16 protein-coding genes are annotated in these 16,636 nt (G+C 65.5%); 6 read left to right on the top strand and 10 right to left on the bottom strand.

Annotated elements, in window-relative coordinates:
* Positions 1-75: 75 nt before the first annotated feature.
* From CSQ92_RS00080 to CSQ92_RS00100, 5 genes are all read right to left on the bottom strand, one after another.
* Positions 76-2,931, bottom strand: coding sequence for an ATP-binding protein (locus CSQ92_RS00080; RefSeq protein WP_099392902.1), 2,856 nt, complete (start codon positions 2,929-2,931; stop codon positions 76-78).
* A gap of 244 nt (positions 2,932-3,175) precedes the next feature.
* A complete protein-coding gene (locus CSQ92_RS00085) occupies positions 3,176-3,592 on the bottom strand; it encodes a hypothetical protein (protein ID WP_070259691.1) in 417 nt (138 codons plus the stop codon).
* A 281-nt stretch (positions 3,593-3,873) separates the two neighbouring features.
* Positions 3,874-4,779, bottom strand: a complete 906-nt coding sequence (gene rsgA / locus CSQ92_RS00090) for a ribosome small subunit-dependent GTPase A (RefSeq protein ID WP_058051032.1) — start codon at positions 4,777-4,779, stop codon at positions 3,874-3,876.
* Positions 4,776-5,141 carry a 4a-hydroxytetrahydrobiopterin dehydratase gene (locus CSQ92_RS00095; protein ID WP_052140377.1) on the bottom strand — a complete coding sequence of 122 codons (366 nt, stop codon included), beginning with the start codon at positions 5,139-5,141 and terminating at the stop codon, positions 4,776-4,778. The genes rsgA and CSQ92_RS00095 overlap by 4 nt, the downstream gene beginning before the upstream one ends.
* Positions 5,138-6,418 carry a M48 family metallopeptidase gene (locus CSQ92_RS00100; protein ID WP_034785061.1) on the bottom strand — a complete coding sequence of 427 codons (1,281 nt, stop codon included), beginning with the start codon at positions 6,416-6,418 and terminating at the stop codon, positions 5,138-5,140. Before CSQ92_RS00100 ends, CSQ92_RS00095 begins: the two co-directional genes overlap by 4 nt.
* 56 nt (positions 6,419-6,474) lie before the next feature.
* Between CSQ92_RS00100 and orn the strand changes: the two genes are divergently transcribed.
* The gene (gene orn / locus CSQ92_RS00105) at positions 6,475-7,071 is read left to right on the top strand and encodes an oligoribonuclease (RefSeq protein ID WP_180276900.1); all 597 of its coding nucleotides are present in this window, start codon (positions 6,475-6,477) and stop codon (positions 7,069-7,071) included.
* Positions 7,072-7,209: 138 nt separating this feature from the next.
* Here the strand turns inward: orn and CSQ92_RS00110 are convergent, their stop codons facing one another.
* Entirely contained in the window at positions 7,210-7,554 is a 345-nt protein-coding gene (locus CSQ92_RS00110; protein WP_099392903.1) for a hypothetical protein, read from the bottom strand.
* Positions 7,551-8,495, bottom strand: a complete 945-nt coding sequence (gene gcvA / locus CSQ92_RS00115) for a transcriptional regulator GcvA (RefSeq protein ID WP_034759349.1) — start codon at positions 8,493-8,495, stop codon at positions 7,551-7,553. The genes CSQ92_RS00110 and gcvA overlap by 4 nt, the downstream gene beginning before the upstream one ends.
* A gap of 231 nt (positions 8,496-8,726) precedes the next feature.
* Here gcvA and CSQ92_RS00120 point away from each other — a divergent pair, with 231 nt between their 5' ends.
* The 5 genes from CSQ92_RS00120 (at position 8,727) to CSQ92_RS00140 (ending at position 13,675) form a co-directional block, all read left to right on the top strand.
* Positions 8,727-9,626, top strand: a complete 900-nt coding sequence (locus tag CSQ92_RS00120) for a DMT family transporter (protein WP_034785067.1) — start codon at positions 8,727-8,729, stop codon at positions 9,624-9,626.
* 203 nt (positions 9,627-9,829) lie between these two features.
* Entirely contained in the window at positions 9,830-10,915 is a 1,086-nt protein-coding gene (locus CSQ92_RS00125; RefSeq protein WP_099392904.1) for a hemin-degrading factor, read from the top strand.
* Positions 10,903-11,829, top strand: a complete 927-nt coding sequence (locus tag CSQ92_RS00130; RefSeq protein WP_099392905.1) for a heme/hemin ABC transporter substrate-binding protein — start codon at positions 10,903-10,905, stop codon at positions 11,827-11,829. Before CSQ92_RS00125 ends, CSQ92_RS00130 begins: the two co-directional genes overlap by 13 nt.
* Positions 11,826-12,878 carry a FecCD family ABC transporter permease gene (locus CSQ92_RS00135; protein WP_099392906.1) on the top strand — a complete coding sequence of 351 codons (1,053 nt, stop codon included), beginning with the start codon at positions 11,826-11,828 and terminating at the stop codon, positions 12,876-12,878. The genes CSQ92_RS00130 and CSQ92_RS00135 overlap by 4 nt, the downstream gene beginning before the upstream one ends.
* Positions 12,879-12,886: 8 nt before the next feature.
* A complete protein-coding gene (locus CSQ92_RS00140; protein ID WP_099394528.1) occupies positions 12,887-13,675 on the top strand; it encodes an ATP-binding cassette domain-containing protein in 789 nt (262 codons plus the stop codon).
* 9 nt (positions 13,676-13,684) lie between these two features.
* Here the strand turns inward: CSQ92_RS00140 and CSQ92_RS00145 are convergent, their stop codons facing one another.
* From CSQ92_RS00145 to CSQ92_RS00155, 3 genes are read right to left on the bottom strand one after another with little or no spacing between them, the layout of a single operon-like run.
* Positions 13,685-14,119, bottom strand: coding sequence for a hypothetical protein (locus CSQ92_RS00145; RefSeq protein WP_176374955.1), 435 nt, complete (start codon positions 14,117-14,119; stop codon positions 13,685-13,687).
* Positions 14,116-15,555 (bottom strand): efflux transporter outer membrane subunit, encoded by a 1,440-nt coding sequence (locus tag CSQ92_RS00150; protein WP_099392907.1) that lies wholly within the window; start codon positions 15,553-15,555, stop codon positions 14,116-14,118. The genes CSQ92_RS00145 and CSQ92_RS00150 overlap by 4 nt, the downstream gene beginning before the upstream one ends.
* Positions 15,552-16,622, bottom strand: coding sequence for an HlyD family secretion protein (locus tag CSQ92_RS00155; protein ID WP_034785075.1), 1,071 nt, complete (start codon positions 16,620-16,622; stop codon positions 15,552-15,554). The genes CSQ92_RS00150 and CSQ92_RS00155 overlap by 4 nt, the downstream gene beginning before the upstream one ends.
* Positions 16,623-16,636: the final 14 nt, after the last annotated feature.

Consider the following 16,636-nt stretch of genomic DNA (forward strand, 5'->3'; position numbering starts at 1 on the left):
TGCTTTTAGATTGGAAAGACTGGCCGGGCGCGTACTTGTATAGGCAAGCCTGCGCCCGGGCAACGGGGCGGTGGATTAATAGATGCTGGCGGGCGCAGCGCCGTCCAGCTGGGGCGCCACCAGGGGCAAGTCCAGGGTGAAGCGGGTGCCGGCAGGGCTGCTGGTCACCTGGATGGTGCCGCCCAGCAGGGCCGTGACGATGTTGTAGCTGATCGACAAACCCAGGCCGCTGCCACCCTGGCCCAGCTTGGTGGTAAAGAAGGGGTCGAAGATGCGCGACAAATGCTGTTCGGCGATGCCGCCGCCATTGTCCTCGAAGACGATCTGCACGCGCGCCGCCTCCATCGTGGCGGACAAACGCATGCGGCCCGTGCCGGCGCCGCCATCGTTGGGCGCGGGGGGGAAGGCGTGCAGCAGGGCATTGTTGATCAGGTTGGTGATCACCTGGCCGAACGGGCCAGGATAGCTGTCCATGGCGATGCCGAAGGCTATCTCCACTTCGATGCGGTGGCCCGAACTGCGGATGCGGTTCATGACGGTGGCGATGATTTCATTGCTTACTTGTTGCAAGTCAAATCGGCGCCGTTGCTCGGTGGTGCGGTCGACGGCCACCTGCTTGAAACTGTTGACCAGGTCGGCCGCGCTGCGCAGGCCGCGCATCACCAGCGCCGACGCCTTGTTCGCATCGTCGATGAAGGCGGCCAGGTCCGAGCGGCGCAGGCCGGGGCCGTTCATCAGGCGTTCCACGTCTTCCGTCTTTTGCTGCATGGTACTGGCGATTAATAAACTGTTGCCGATCGGGGTATTCAGTTCATGCGCCACGCCGGCCATCAGCGAACCGAGGGCAGCCAGTTTTTCCTGCGATACCAGTTGCGCCTGGGCATCTTGCAACTGCCGGTAGGCGCTGGCGTTGTCGAGCGCGATGGCGCCATACGCGCACAGGGTACGGAAGATCAGCCGCTCGCGTTCGCCATACGCGTTGGCATGGCAAGCTTGCACCGTCATCACGCCCAGCACGCGTTCGCCCACCATCAGCGGCACGTACAGCACGCTCTGGTTATGCAGGGTGCCGGGCACCGTGTAGGCATGGCGGCGCGGCGGTACCTGGTCGATATACACTTCGCGCCGGCCCAGCAGGCAGCGCACGGAGTAGGCGCGTGGATTGCTCAGTGGAATGGCGTTGTCGGGCAGGGGACGGCCCGCTTCCATGCCGTGCGCGCGGCGCAGCGCCGTGCCAGCCGGATCGAGCATGTAGACGGCGAAGGTGTTGACTGGCAGCAAGGCATGCACATGGCGGTCCAGCACCTGGAATACGGCGCTGGCGTCCAGGTGGGTGGTGATTTCCTGGCCGATGGCCGACAGCCGTTCCAGGGTGTCGCTGGTCTGTTGCAGCACTTCGGCGCGGCGCGCTTCGGAGGCGGCCAGTTCGCGGTGGTGATAGCCTTCCGAACGCGCATGTTCCGTCTGGTGGTAGACCTGCATGGCGGTGGCGCGGTTGCTCGCCTGCTGGGTGTGGCTTTTTTCACGCGCCATGCCCGCATCGAGGGCGATATCGTAGGCGCGCGCATAGTCGCCCGCATGCGCGTATTCGCGCGCCAGCGCATCGAGCAGTTCGCCGGGCGGGGAATAGCCTTCGATGGAGGCGGCCACCTGCAGCGCCTGGTGCAGGAAATGCAGGGCGGGATTGCGTTCCAGCATGCCTGCGGGCGGCGGCAGCTCGTGGCGGGCATGCAGCATGGACAAGACGCGCAGCGCCGCCACCTGGTGCATGGCGTCGCCTTGCGCGGTGGCCAGCTGGCAAGCCCGTTCGGCCGCCTGCAGCGCTTCATCGGGGCGGTCCAGGTAGGACAGCGCGTGGGCGCTGCCGCGCTGCGCCATGCTGCGGAAATCGGCCTGGCCCAGCGCTTCGGCGCGCTGCGCCAGCCGGCTGAAAGCGTCGAGCGCCGTGTCGTAGTCGCCCTTGTCCAGGCTCAGTTCACCCAGGTGGAATAGGGCGTTGGCATAGGTGCGCGCGCCTGCCACGGGGGCCAGGATGAGCAGCGCCTGGCGCAGCAAGTCTTCGGCCGCGGCCAGCCGCCCCAGCTTGCGCATGGTTTCGGCCGTATGCGTCTGGCAGGCGCCGATGCTGCGGGGCCAGCCGGTGGGGCGCGCCAGGTCCAGCGCGCACTGCATCCATTCGAGGGCCGATTCGTTGTCGTTGAGACTGGCGAAGCAGTCGCCGATATTGATGGCGGCCGTGATGGCGCCGCGCAGCTGGCCGCTTTCCAGCGCCGCTTCGTAGCTTTGCATGTAGTGGCCGGCGGCCGTGCCCAGGTCGCGCGAAGTGTGCGCCAGCAAGCCGCGGAAATCATGCACCCAGGCAGCCAGCGGCGCGGGCAGCTTGCCGCTGGCGCCGTCGGCCTGGAAGTGGCTGCCCCAGCGCGCTTGGGCGGCCGGCGCATCGCGCAGCACGGCCCAGCGCGCCGTGGCCGCGTCGGCCAGGCTGGCGCGCATCGCATCGCCGGCGCTGCGCGCCTGTTCGGCAGCGGCCAGCAGTTCGGCATCGCAGCGGGCATGGTCGCCCCGGTCGACGGCAATCGAGGACAGCAGCCAGTGCGCATCGGCGCAAGCGGCGCCGTCGCCATGCGCGCACAGGATGGCGTGCGCCGCCATGGCCAGGCTTTCGGCCGCATCGAGCGCACCTTGCAGCCAGGCCACTTCCGCCTGTACCAGTTGCAGGCGCGCCTGCGCGATGGCCAGGGCGTGGGCCGGCAGCTGGGCCTGGGGTAACAAGGTTGCCGCTTCGTCTGCATGGTGCAGCGCCTGTGCGCAGTTACGCTGGCGCAAATGCCATGCCAGCAACATCAGCAAGGGCAAGCGCTCCAGGGCGCGCAATGGCCGCAGTGTGTCTTCCCATTGTGCAATGTCATGTTCGAGGGCGAACATTTCCATCCGAAATCTCCCGCAAGGCGATGGTGTTGGCCCGCGGCCAGTGACACCTTATTGGATCGCATTGTAAGCTGCATTCGGATGCAGTTGTTTGGCCGACTCGACAGTATTTTTTTGCGCGCGCCATTTCAGGCGGCGCAAAGCAGGCGGGGCGTGCATCAGCCCCTGCCGGCTGATGCACGCCCCGTGGACAGCCTGGCGATGGCCGTGCCGCTTGTGCCGTACTGCTTGTGCCGTACTGCTTGTTCTAGCGGCCGGCGAAGTGCACGGTGCTGGCTGTTTCGCCAGCCTTGGCGATGGCGCCCGGAATATTGTTCAGTCCGGTAATGGCGATGACGTCGCCATCGTTGCGAAATTCCATGCGGGTGCCGCTGGCCGTTTCAAAGACGCCGGGCGCGCGGCCGAACAGCTCTATTTCGGGCTGTCCCTTGATTTGCGTGAAGTAGCGGTTGACTTGCTGGCGCAGCAGCAAGGTATCGCCCGTGTCGAGCTGGTAGCGATTGCCGTACTGGCTGAATTCCTGCGGGGCCAGTTTATAGACCTTGCCGGAGATCTGGACCTTGTCCTGGTCGCCGATTTCCAGCGCGCTGGCGCTGAGGCAAGAAAGGCCGAGGACGAGGGCGGCGCTACCGAGGGCGAGGGTACGCGAGAACGATGCTTTCATGATTTCACCTTGTGATCAAAATGCTGGTTGGAGTTAGACCAATGTTGTCTCCAGCAGGTTCGCTGGCGGGGACAATGCCAAGGTAGCAATCGGGCCTGCGCGATGCCAGCGCAAAGCGATGAAACGCAGGAATTCGGCGCTGAAACGCGAAATCGGACGATGGATGGTTTTGGAATGAATGCAGGAAAGCGGGCTGAGCGGCAGAATTTAATTCTGTTTAATTCGCGTTGATAATGTTTTTGTCGGTTTGGCGCCCGCTCCGATGGCGGGCGCCAGGCGCGTTAATACAGCGTTTGCGCCGATTCGTGCAGCAGCTGGCCGTACAGGGTATGGCGCATCTTGGAGATTTTTCCTTCGGACAAGGCTTGCAGGATGGCGCACTGCGGCTCGATCAGGTGGCGGCAGTTATAGAACTTGCAGCCGCCCAGGTAGGGCTGGAATTCACGGAAGGCCCGTTCCAGCATGCCCTCGGATAAGTGGTACAGGCCGAATTCCTGGAAGCCGGGCGAATCGATGATGGAGCTGTTCGCGCCCAGTTCGTCGAGCTTGTACAGGCGCGTAAAGGTGGTCGTGTGCTTGCCCGTGTCGAGCGCGGCCGAGATTTCGCGCACGGCGATGTCCGCGTCCGGCACCAGCAGGTTGATCAGGGACGACTTGCCCATGCCCGACTGGCCGATGAGGATCGACGACTGGCCCGCCAGCAGGGGCGCCAGGGTGGCCACGGCGTGCTCCGGTTCGGCGCGCGCCGACACCTCATCGACGGGATAGCCCATCGAGGAATACGGCAGCAGGCGTTCCCGGGCACGTTCCAGCGAAGCGGTTACATCCGTCTTGTTGAGGATGATGCGCGCTTCGATGCCGGCCGCGTCGGCCGCCACCAGCGAGCGCGAGATCAGGTCGTCGGCAAAGCCCGGTTCTGTCGCCACGACGATGAACAGCTGCGTCAGGTTGGCGGCCAGCAATTTCGACTTGTACTGGTCCGAGCGGTACAGCAAGGTCTTGCGTTCCTCGATGCGGTCGATGACGGCCTGGTCGTTGGAAGTGCGCGTCAGGTGCACGATGTCGCCCACGGCCACATTGGTTTTCTTGCCGCGCGTTACGCATTGCAGCTTGGCGCCGTCCACGTCGGCCAGGTAATGGCGGCCGTGGGCGGCGATGATGACGCCCGTCAACTTGCCTTCGCTCATGGGGCCACCTGGCTGCTCTGGTAGATAAGGTCTGCCTTGGCGGCGCAGATGAAGTCGTTTTCGGACAGGCCGCCGGCACCCTGGTTGACCGAGTGCGTGTCGTAGCGCACGGCGCAGGTTTTGTAAGTAATGATGAGCTCCGGATGGTGGTCTTGCGTATGGGTCATATAGGCCAGGGCGTTCACGAACGCCAGGGTCTGGTAGTAATTCTTGAAGCCGAAGTCGCGGCACAGCTTGCCGTTTTGCACCGTCCACAGGGGCAGCAGGGCGTGCAGGGTGGCGATATCCGTGTCGCCCAGCGCCTGCTGGCGCGGCGTGCAGCTCAGTTGGGCCAGGTCTTGCGAAGTCGATGGCGTATTCATGCGGAAGCCCCTTTCAGGTGGCGGATGCGCACGCTGGCCGGCGGATGCGAGTCATAGAAGGCCGAGTGCAGCGGGTCGGGCGTCAGGGTCGACGCATTGTCTTCATACATTTTGACGAGCGCCGACACCAGGTCGTCCGCCTGCGTGTGCGTGGCGGCAAAGGCGTCGGCTTCGAATTCGTGCTTGCGCGAGCTGAGCGACGTCAACGGCCCCAGCAGGAAAGTGAAGACGGGCAAGGCCAGCATGAACAGCAGCAGCGCCAGCGCGTCCGTCGGCTGGCCCGTCAGCGCCAGCGCGACCGGGTCGACGCCCAGGCCCGCGTAAAACCACGGCTGCGTCTTCAGGAAGCCCAGCAGCGCGAGGAAACCCAGCGAGATGACGAACATCATGGCGATGCGCTTGACGATGTGCTTGAGCTTGAAGTGGCCCAGTTCATGCGCCAGCACGGCTTCGATTTCTTGCGGCGCCAGGCGCGACAGCAGGGTGTCGAAGAAGACGATGCGCTTGTTGGCGCCAAAGCCCGAGAAATACGCATTGCCGTGGGCGCTGCGCTTCGAGCCATCCATGACGAACAAGCCTTTCGAAGCGAAGCCGACGCGCTGCATCAAGCCTTCGATGCGGCTTTTCAGCGCTTCGTCGGCCAGCGGCGTGAATTTGTTGAACAGGGGGGCAATGACGGTTGGGAACAGCACCATCATCAGCAGCTGGAAGCCGCTCCAGACGAACCACGCGTACAGCCACCACAGGTCGCCCGACTTGGCCATCAGGGTCAGCACGACCCAGATCAGCGGCAAGCCGATGACGGCGCCCAGGCCCACGCCCTTGAGCATGTCCGTGAAAAACAGCTTGCGCGCCATGGTGTTGAAGCCGAAGCGCTGCTCCAGCACGAACTGGCGGTAATAGTCGAAGGGCAGGTCGATCAGGCCGGAAATGGCGGCAAAGGCGGCGATCAGGCCGATCTGATACAACATGGGCGAGCCGGGACCCATCCATTCATTCAGGTGCAGCGCCAGCCATTGCAGGCCGCCCAGCAAGGTAAAACCGATCAGCACGGCATAGTTGATCAGCAGGGTCAGCAAGCCGAACTTGGTCTTGGCCACCGTGTAGTCGGCCGCCTTCTGGTGCGCGGCCAGCGGGATTTTTTCCGCGAATTCGGGCGGGACAACGGCGCGGTGCGCCAGCACGTGGCGAATCTGCCGCGAAGCGAGCCAGAAGCGCACGGCGAGGGTCAAAACGAGGACGGATACAAACAAAATCGAAAACGCGAGTGAATACATTCTGTGCCTGTGAGAAAATGGCTGATTATTTAGTTTGATTAGGCCAAGAGAGAATTATGTCACAAGCGACCGACTTAACTGCATCCACCCCCGCACCCGCGGTGCCCGTACGTCCAAATGAGATGAACCTGGTCTGGGTCGACATGGAAATGACGGGTCTGGAGCCCGATACCGACCGCATCATCGAGGTGGCGGTAGTGGTGACGGACATGCACTTGAACCTGCTGGCCGAAGGCCCCGTGTTCGTGATTCACCAGTCGGATGAAACCCTGAACAAGATGGATGCCTGGAACAAGGGCACGCACGGCCGCTCGGGCCTGATCGACAAGGTCAAGGCGTCGACCGTGACGGAAGCCCAGGCGGAAGCGGAGCTGATCGCCTTCCTGAAGAAATACGTACCGGCAGGCAAGTCGCCCATGTGCGGCAACACCATCGGCCAGGACCGCCGCTTCATGGTACGCGGCATGCCGAAGCTGGAAGCATTCTTCCACTACCGCAATGTTGACGTGTCGACACTGAAAGAGCTGTGCAAGCGCTGGAAGCCGGAAATCGCCACCGGTTTCAAGAAGCACCAGAAGCACACGGCGCTGGCTGATATCCTCGAGTCGATCGAAGAGCTGAAGTACTACCGCGAACACTTCATCAAATTGTAAGTTGAAAACGCCTCACAAAACCTACTGCGCGTCGGTATAGGCGGCCTGCGATGCTCACCGTACCAGAGTACGGTTGCGCTTCTTAGCCACCTCTCCCTTCCGCTCGCTACGGTTTTGTGAGGCGTCGCGAAGGTTCTGTTACATCGTATCAAAGTCAAAATCGAGGGTGTGCCAAACGCCGTCTTCATCCTGCCACTCCAGCGCAAACGGTCCCGTTTGCCGCAAGCCCGTGATCCACACTGTCTCGCCAGGTTCGCGAAAATACGCCACGCACTGCCCGAACGGCTGCTCCAGCCGGCACAGCACCAATCCCTCGCCCGCCACGGCGCACCATTGCTCATGGACATCGATCAAGGCCACGGCCGGGTCGCCATAGAACTCGTCCAGGCTGGCTTGCCGGCCATCGGCCGCCGTCACCTTGGCATGTTCATATTCATGCTGGACAATATATTGGGCGCTGTGCGCCAGTTCCCTGCTCGTCATGCTGTCTCCACGGTGGGCCAGACGGTTTCCTGGTCGGCGCGCGCCTCGGCGATCAGCCATTCGCAGAAGGCGTGCACGAGGGGGCGCGTTTCCGCCTGGGGCGAACGCAGCAGATAATAGCAGTGGGGGCCGCGCACGGCGTGTTCGAACACGCGCACCAGGCGGCCCGAGCGCAGATCGTCGCCGATCAGGGGGCTGGCGGCGATGGCCACGCCCTGGCCGCTGGCGGCCGCGTCCAGGCACAGATACGTGTGCGAAAAGCGCGCGCCGCTGTTGCCGCTATTGCCGCTGTAATGCACACCGCAGCTGTGCAGCCAGCGCGTCCAGTCGATTTCGCCGGGCAGGTGCACTTCCGGCTCGTCGTGCAGCAGCGGGTAGCGCAGCAGGTCGGCGGGCTGGCGCAGGCTGGCCGCGTTGGCGCGGAAATCGGGGCTGCAGACGGCGGAAAACCATTCTTCCATCAATAAATCCACTTTCAGGCCCGGATAACGGCCCGGTCCCAGGCGGATAGCCACGTCCACGCCATCGCGCGCCAGGTCGACCGGGTGCATCGAGGCCAGCACGCGCAGTTCGATCTGCGGATAGCGGTCGCGCAAGCGTCCCAGGCGCGGCATCAGCCAGCGCGAGACGAGCGAGCTGGTGGCCGTCACCGTCACCACCTTGTCATCGCCCTGGCGCCGCGCCTGCTCGGAGACGTCGGCCAGCTGGTTGAGTATCGGCCCCAGCGAGGCCGCATAGCGCTGGCCGGCGCTGGTGAGCACCACGCCGCGCGGCAGGCGCTGGAACAGCACGATGCCCAGCCACGCTTCCAGCTGTTTCACGTGATGGCCGATGGCGCCGGCCGAGACGTGCAATTCTTCGCCCGCGCGCTGGAAGCCTTCGTGGCGGGCGGCCGCCTCGAAGGCGTGTAGGGCGGCAAGTGGGGGCAGGGGACGTGACATGGCATTCTCAAGAGAATTGAGCCTCAGTATTATTTGGTCTATCCGTGAAGAATATTGGTTTGTTTCATTTTGCGCAAGCGAATATGATGCCGGCTATGCGTGAAGTGACCCGCAATAGGATTCACGCATGAATCATCTACCAGCCTTGCTTGGCATTTATATTTACAACGCCTGGGAAAACCGTCGCGATGCGCAGCAGGTTTGCCCGGGTGTACTCAAAGAGGTTTAGTCATGTCTGATCGCCGCGCTGTTGCGCTGGTGTTGCTGTCGGCCGCCGGATTCGGCAGTTCCGCAGTGTTTGCCAAGGCGGCATATGCGTCCGGGGTCAACCCGTCGACCATGCTGGCCTTGCGTTTCGTCATCGCCGCCATGCTGTTGCTGCCGCTCGTGTGGCTCGGTGGCTGGCGCTTGCCGCGCGGCCGCCTGCTGGCCGGCTACATGCTGATGGGCCTGATGTACACGGCCCAGTCGCAAGGCTATTTCAATGCGCTCATGTATGCCAGCAGCGGCCTGTGCGGCATGCTGCTGTACGTGTATCCCGTGCTGGTCACCATCCTCGCGCTGGCGCTGGGCTGGGAAAAGCTGGACCGGCGCATGCTGGTGCTGATGGCGCTGGCCATTGCCGGCATGGCCATCACCCTGGGCGGCAAGCTGCAGGGCCAGCCCATCGGCATCGCGCTGGCATTGATGGCCGCCGGCGTGTACGCCGTGTACATCCTGTTTGGCAACAGCCTGTCGAAAAGCCGCGAGAATATTCACCCATTGGCCGCCTGTGTGGTGATCCTGGGCACGGCTGGCCTGTCGAACAGCGCGATTGCTTTGTGGCAAGGCGTGTCCTTGCCGGGCACGGCGACGGGCTGGCTGGCCGTCAGCGCCATCGCCCTGTTCTCGACGGCCATCGCGATTGCCGCCTTCTTTGCCGGCGTGGCGCAGATCGGCGCGGCCAAGGCATCCATCATTTCCACGTTTGAACCCGTCATCACGATGGCGTTCGGCGTGACCTTGCTGAAGGAATCCGTCAGCGGCACGCAATTGCTGGGCGGTGCCATGGTGCTGGCCGCCGTGGTCTTGCTGGCACAGCGGCCCAGTGCCAAGCCGGTCTCCATGCCTGGCGTGCAAGCCAGCGCCTGAACTTTTTTCCTGAACTGATCGGCAATACCGATCGGTCTCCTTTGCGCCGCGACGGGTTTCCTGCCGCGGCGCTTTTTTTTGGCCGCGCACAAATAACACTTGATTGCGAATGATTCTCATTTATAATTGATTTCAAGATTCCCCCACCACCAGCCAGCCCATGCCAGCCAGTGTTCGCCTTGAAAGGAGACACCGTGACGAGCATGCCCCCTATTTGCAATACCGAGCTGGTCGCCGGCGAATTTGCCCGCCTGCGTCGCGAAAAGAAAGCCCGCCACCGCGATATCGCCGAGGAACTGGCCATTTCCGAAGGCGAGCTGATCGCCGCACACGCCGGCCTGTCGCTGGCCGATGGTGCCTTGCTGGGCGCCGAGCGCCTGCAGGCCGACTGGCCCGCCATCATCGCCGCCCTGGAACCGCTGGGCGAAGTCATGGCGCTGACGCGCAACGCCTCGTGCGTGCATGAAAAGACGGGCGTGTATCGAAAAGCCAGCCACAACAACCACGTGGGCCTGGTGCTCGGTGGCGATATCGACCTGCGCGTGTTTTACCGCCAATGGGCGCATGGCTTTGCCGTTCGCGAGATGGGCGAAAAGGAAGTGCAGCGCAGCCTGCAATTTTTCGATGCGGCCGGCCACGCCGTGCACAAGATTTTCATGAAGCCGCAAAGCGACCTGGCCGCCTACGACGCGCTGGTGGCGCGCTTCGCCGATGCGGATCAGGCGGCCGGCATTGCCGTGACGGCGCCGGCGCCGCCGCCGGCGGAACTGCCCGACGCGCAGATCGACGTGGCCGGCTTTCGCGCCGCCTGGGCCGACTTGCGCGACACGCATGAATTTTTCACCGTGCTGAAAAAATACTCGGTCTCGCGCCTGCAAGGCCTGCGCCTGGCCGAGGCGCGTTTCGTGCAGCAGCTCGACAAATCCTGCGTGCTCGACCTGCTCAATAATGCCGCCCTCGAAAAGGTGGCCATCATGGCCTTCGTCGGCAATGCCGGCATGATCCAGATCCATTCGGGGCCCGTGCACAAGATCGCCGTGATGGGGCCGTGGATCAATGTCCTGGACCAGCGCTTCAACCTGCATTTGCGCGAAGACCATATCGCCAGCGCCTGGGTGGTGAAAAAGCCGACCGTCGATGGCCTGGTGACATCGGTGGAACTGTTCGACGCCAAGGGCGACACCATCGTCATGTTCTTCGGCGAACGCAAGCCGGGCGTGCACGAATTGTGCGAATGGCGCAACGTCGTCGAGCGGGTGCTGCAGGAGGGCGAACTATGCGCCGCATGATCGCCGCCAGCGTGGCGCGCCGCATCGCGCTGAAAAAAATGGGGGCGGGAGCGCTGGCGCTGGCCGCGCCGATGCAGGTGCTGGCCGCCGTCAGCGACGCGGCCAAGCCGATGGTCAAGGCGCGGCGCATCGTCAGCGTGGGCGGCGCGTTGACGGAAATCGTCTATGCGCTGGAAGCGCAGGGGGAACTGGTGGGCGTCGATACAACCTCGCTGTATCCGGCCGTGGCGCAACAGCTGCCGCAGGTGGGCTATGCGCGCACCTTGTCGGCCGAGGGCGTGCTGTCGCTGGCGCCCACGCAGCTGATCGCCACCGAGGAAGCGGGACCGCAAACGGTGCTGCGCCAGGTGCGCGACGCGGGCGTGCCGGTGGCGGTGCTGAACGCGAATAACAAATTCGAAGGCTTGCTCGAACGGGTGAAACAGGTGGGCCAGATCACGGGACGCGCCGACCTCGCCGCGCGCCTGGCGCAAGCCTTGCAGCAGCAGTGGGACGGCGCCCTGGGCAAGGTGCGCCTGCGCAGCCACGCGCCTGTGCGCGTGCTGTTCATCCTCGCCCATGCGCCCAACCAGGTGATGGTGGGCGGGCGCGAGACGGGCGCCGACGCCATGCTCGCGTATGCGGGCGCCGTCAACGTGATGGGGGGATCGGCCGGTTTTGCCGGCTACAAGCCGCTCACGCCGGAAGCCGTGATCGCCGCGCGGCCCGACATCGTGCTCGTCACGGATCAGGGGCTGAAGGCCTCGGGCGGCGTGGACGGCATCTTGAAGCTGCCAGGCCTGGCGCAGACGCCGGCCGGGCGCAAGCACCGCATCGTGTCGCTGGAAGCCATGCTGCTGCTGGGCTTTGGCCCGCGCATGCCGCAGGCGCTGGGCGAACTCGACGCCGCCTTCGCCAAAGCCATGACGGCATGAACGTGGCCTCCCTGGCGTCTGTCGCCCCGTGGCGCTGGCCACGCTGGGGCGCTGGCGGGCTGCTGGCCGTGGCGCTGTTTGTCGGCTTGATCATCGCCGTGCAGGCGGGCGCCGTGCCGGTGACCCTGGCCGATTGGCTGGCGCCGTTTCAATCTGGCGAGGAGAAGCTGTCCGGCGGCGCGTATGTGCTATGGCATATCCGTTTGCCGCGCGCCCTGTTTGCCATCCTGATCGGCGCCGCGCTGGCGCTGGCCGGCGGCCTGACGCAAGGGCTGTTCCGCAATCCGCTGGCCGATCCGGGACTGCTGGGCGTGAGCAGCGGCGCCGCCTGCGCGGGCGCGGCCACCATCGTCTTCGCGGCCAGCCTGCACGTGGCGCCGGAGCTGCGCGTGTGGCTGCTGCCGGCCGCCGCGTTCGCCGGCGCCATGCTGATCTGCGTGCTGCTTGACAGGGTTGCGCGCTGGGCCACCCCCGGCTCCATCGTCGGCTTGCTGCTGACGGGCGTGGCGCTGAACGCCATCACGGTGGCCGTCATGGGCTTGTGCATTTACCTGGCCAGCGACGACCAGTTGCGCACCCTGACTTTCTGGACCCTCGGTTCGCTGTCGGCCGGCAGCTGGCGCCAGGTGGCGGCTTTGCTGCTGGTGCTGGCCGGCGCGCTGTGGGCCACGCGCTTCCTGATGCGCTCATTGAATGCGCTGGCGCTGGGCGAGGCGCAGGCGCTGCACGTGGGTATCGATGTGGGCAGGCTGCGCACGCAGGTCATCGTGCTGGTGGCCGTGCTGACGGGCTTTGCCGTCGCCTGGTGCGGCGGCATCGGCTTCATCGGCCTGATCGCGCCGCACCTGGTGCGCACCTGGCTGGGCGCCGACCAGCGCAAGGTACTGCCCCTGGCGATGCTGATGGGGGGCTTGCTGCTGCTGTTGGCCGACACGCTGGCGCGCACGGTCGCCATTCCCGCGGAAGTCCCCGTCGGCATTTTCACGGCTTTGCTGGGCGGGCCATTTTTCCTGATGCTGTTGCGGCGCTTCCGCCACGGCACAGCCTAGAGGTGAACATGACGCCCCTGCTGGAACTCTCCTTCGCCACCACACAACTGGGCCAGCAGTATTTCGGCCCGTTCAATCTGCGGATCGCGGCCGGCGAGCGCGTCGCCATCCTGGGCCCCAGCGGCGCTGGCAAGTCGACCCTGCTCAAATTGATGGCGCGCGAACTGCACCCGCAGGCGGGCCAGGTGGCGTTCGCGGGCAGGCCGCTGGCGCAGTGGCCGCTGGCCGACCTGGCGCGGCGCCGCGCCGTCCTGCCGCAGGGCTCGAACGTGGCCTTCGGACTGCAGTGCGAGCTGGTGATCGGCCTGGGACGGGTGGCGCGCCTGGTCGACCCGCAGCTGGGGCGGATCGTGCAGGACGCGGCTACCCTGGCGCACGCCGGGCATTTGCTGGGCCGCCGCCTGGATACCCTGTCCGGCGGCGAGCAGGCCAGGGTGCAGCTGGCGCGCATCTTCGCGCAGATGTGGGACGTACAGGATGGCTTGATACTCGTCGACGAACCGCTGGCGGCGCTCGATCCCGGCCTGCAGTTCGATTTGCTCGACAGCCTGCAGCAGTTTTGCGCCGCGCGCGGCCACGCCGTCATCGCCATCCTGCACGACATCAATCACGCCTTGCTGGGCTTCGAGCGATTGCTGCTGGTGCGTTCGGGCCAGCTGGTGGCCGATATCGCCAGCGATGCCGGCGCCGTGCCGGCCCTGGCCGCGCTGTACGGCATCGCCCTGACGACGGCGACCAGCAGCGATGGCGACGTGTGCGTCATCCCTGCCAGACGCGCCGTCCGCAGGGCCGCCTGAGCCATTCACTCACCACACGTCCGCCGTGCGCGGCCGCGCCATCTGGCCGCTGCCCAGCAGCCATACCATCAGGGCCTCGGCCTGTTCGCGCGTGGCCGCCACCTCCTGCAGGATACCGAAGGCTTTCGTGGCGCCGGCCGCCATCGCCTGCAGGCGCGCGCGCTGTTCCGCGTCCGCCTCGACCGATACGAGGCCCCGGCAAATGGCGGCCAGCGCTACCTTGTTGTGCTTGAGCCAAAGGCCGCGCCGCTTGCGGTCGATGTGCGCTTCATCGCTGCGTTCCTCTTCGAACAGCATGACGAACGGTTCGCCATGGCGTAGCAGGGCGTCCATGTCGTTTTCCCACAGCGGGGCATAGCCGGTAACGGCCGTTTCAGGGCGAAAGCGCACGACGGGAAAGTCGCTGACGTCGTGGATGGAGAAATGTGCGGGATTCGGTTTCATGGCGTGCTTCCTTGCGAGGTGGTTGAAAGTGCTTGCCAGCCGCCGCCCAGCGCCTTGTAGACCTGGACCAGCGACAGCGACGCGGTGGCACAGCTGTCGACCAGCGCCGCTTCGTTGTTCAATAAGGTGTTTTGCACATGCAGCACGTTGATCAGGTCCGTGCCGCCCTGGCGGTACTGCAGTTCCGCGCTGCCCAGCGCCCGCCGTCCCTGCTTGACGGCTTCATCGAGGCTGGCCTGGCGGCGGGCGTTGGCTTGGTAGCCAGATAGCGCATCCTCCACCTCGTGCCAGGCGGCCAGCACCGTCTGGCGGTAGGCGATGGCCGCTTCCTGCTGCTGCGCCTCGCGCAGTTGCAGGTTGCCGCGCAGGCGGCCGCCATCGAACAGGGGCACGCTGAAGCCGGGGCCGAAGGCGAAGCGCCTGGCGTCCCAGCCGATGTCGGACAGCTGCATCGCTTGCAGGCCGACGCTGCCCGAGAGCGTAATGCGTGGATAAAAATCGCCCTGCGCCACGCCGATGGCGGCCGTGGCCGCGTGCAGCTGCGCTTCGGCGCGGCGGATGTCGGGCCGCCGTTCGGCCAGGCTGCTCGGCACGCCCAGCTGCACCTGCATGGTCATGGCGGGAATGTCCTTGCCCGCCGCCAGTTCCGCCCGCAAGCCTTGCGGCGGCAGCGCCAGCAGGAGGGCGAGGGCATTGCCCAGGCGCGCTTCGCGCTGCTGCAGCGGCGGCAGGCGCGCTTCGATGGTGGCGACATGGGCCGCCGCCTCGGCCTCGTCGAGCTGCGTCGCCACACCTTCGCGCAGGCGGATGCTGGTCAGGTTCAAGGTATGGCGGGCGATATCGAGCAGCTGCTGCGTGATGGCCAGCGTCTGCTGCGCGCCGCGCAGCTCGATGTAGTCGCGCGCCGTTTCGGCCAGCACGGCCAGCAGCACGCCGCGCTGCGTTTCCACTGCCACGTCGACGCGTGCATCGGCCGCTTCCACTTCGCGCCGCACGCGGCCCCACAGGTCCAGTTCCCAGGCTGCGTCAAGGTTGCTTTGCCACAGGTTGTAGGCGGACTGGCCATTGTTGCGCGACGGGTCGCTCAATCCCTGTTCGCTGTTGCGCGCGCGGCTGTAGCCGCCATTCGCACCCAGCGACGGGCCTTGCGCGGCGCCGATGACTCCGCGCGCGGCGCGGCTTTGCTCCAGCCGGCTGGCGGCCGCCAGCACGTCGAGGTTGGCGCCGGCGGCGCGCTGCAGCAGTGACGACAGGGTGGTATCGCCAAAGCTGTCCCACCAGCGCTGCTCGATGGCGCCATCCTGCTGTGCGGCGAAGCGGGCATCCTGCGCCTGACGCCATTGCTGTCCCAGATCATGGTGCGGGCGCTGGAAATCGCTGCCGACGCTGCCGCAGCCGGCCAGACCCAAGGCCGTGAAGAGTATCCATGCTTTCATCGCGCGCTCACCTGTTGCAGATGTTGACGGCGCATGGCCGTATCGATGCGCACTTCGGCCGACATGCCCACGCGCAGGCGGGCGTCGCCATCCTGGCCCGGATCGAGCGCGATCCTGACGGGGATACGCTGTACCACCTTGGTGAAGTTGCCGGTGGCGTTTTCCGGCGCGATGGCGGCGAAGGTCACGCCCGTGGCCGGCGCGATACTGTGCACCGTGCCGTGCAGGAGCACGCCCGGATAGGCGTCGACGGCGATGCTGGCGCGCTGGCCCTGGCGCACGTGGGTCAGCTGGGTTTCCTGCAGATTGGCGACGACAAAGCTGCGGTTCAGGGGCACCACGGCCATCAGGCTGGCGCCGGGAGCCACCAGGGCGCCGACGCGCACGATGCGGCGTCCGACGATGCCGTCGATGGGGGCGCGCAGCTGCGTATGCGACAGATCCAGTTCGGCCCGTTGCAGGCTGGCGCTGGCGCGCAGCAAGGCCGCTTCGGCCGCGCCTTGCTGCGCTTGCAAAATTTCCGTCTGCTTGCGGGTGGCGACGAGGGCGGCGCGGTTTTGCGCCAGGCGCGCGCGGCTCACGTCGAAGCGCGATTGCGCCTGCTGCGCGTTCTGCACGCTGCCCGCGCCCTGGCCAGCCAGGTGCTGCGAGCGGGCCAGTTCCTGCTGCGCCAGTTTGTCTTCCGCCTGGTTGGCGTCGACCAGGGTGCTGGCTTGTTCGATCACCGATTGCTGGCGCTGCAAGGTGGCGCGGGCATTCGCCAGTTGCGCTTCGGCGCCGGCTACCTCGGCACGGGCCGAGGCGGCGGCGGCCTGGTAGTCGCGGTCGTCGATGCGCGCCAGCAGCTGACCCGCCTTGACAGTCTGGTTGTCTTCCACCAGCACTTCCCGCACGATGCCGCCCACCTTGGGGGAAAGCACGGTGTAGTCGGCGCTGACAAAGGCGTCGTCGGTGGCTTGTTCGTCGCCACGGGCGAACAGCAGTTGCCAGGCGCAAAAGGCGAGGGCGCAGGCCAGCAGGGCCAGGCCGAGAAGAAATGCGCGCGAGCGCAGTATGGGTGTTTGCATGGTGAAGCTCTTTC

Origin of the sequence: Janthinobacterium sp. BJB446 (assembly GCF_002735655.1) — a bacterium.
GTDB lineage: Bacteria > Pseudomonadota > Gammaproteobacteria > Burkholderiales > Burkholderiaceae_D > Janthinobacterium > Janthinobacterium lividum.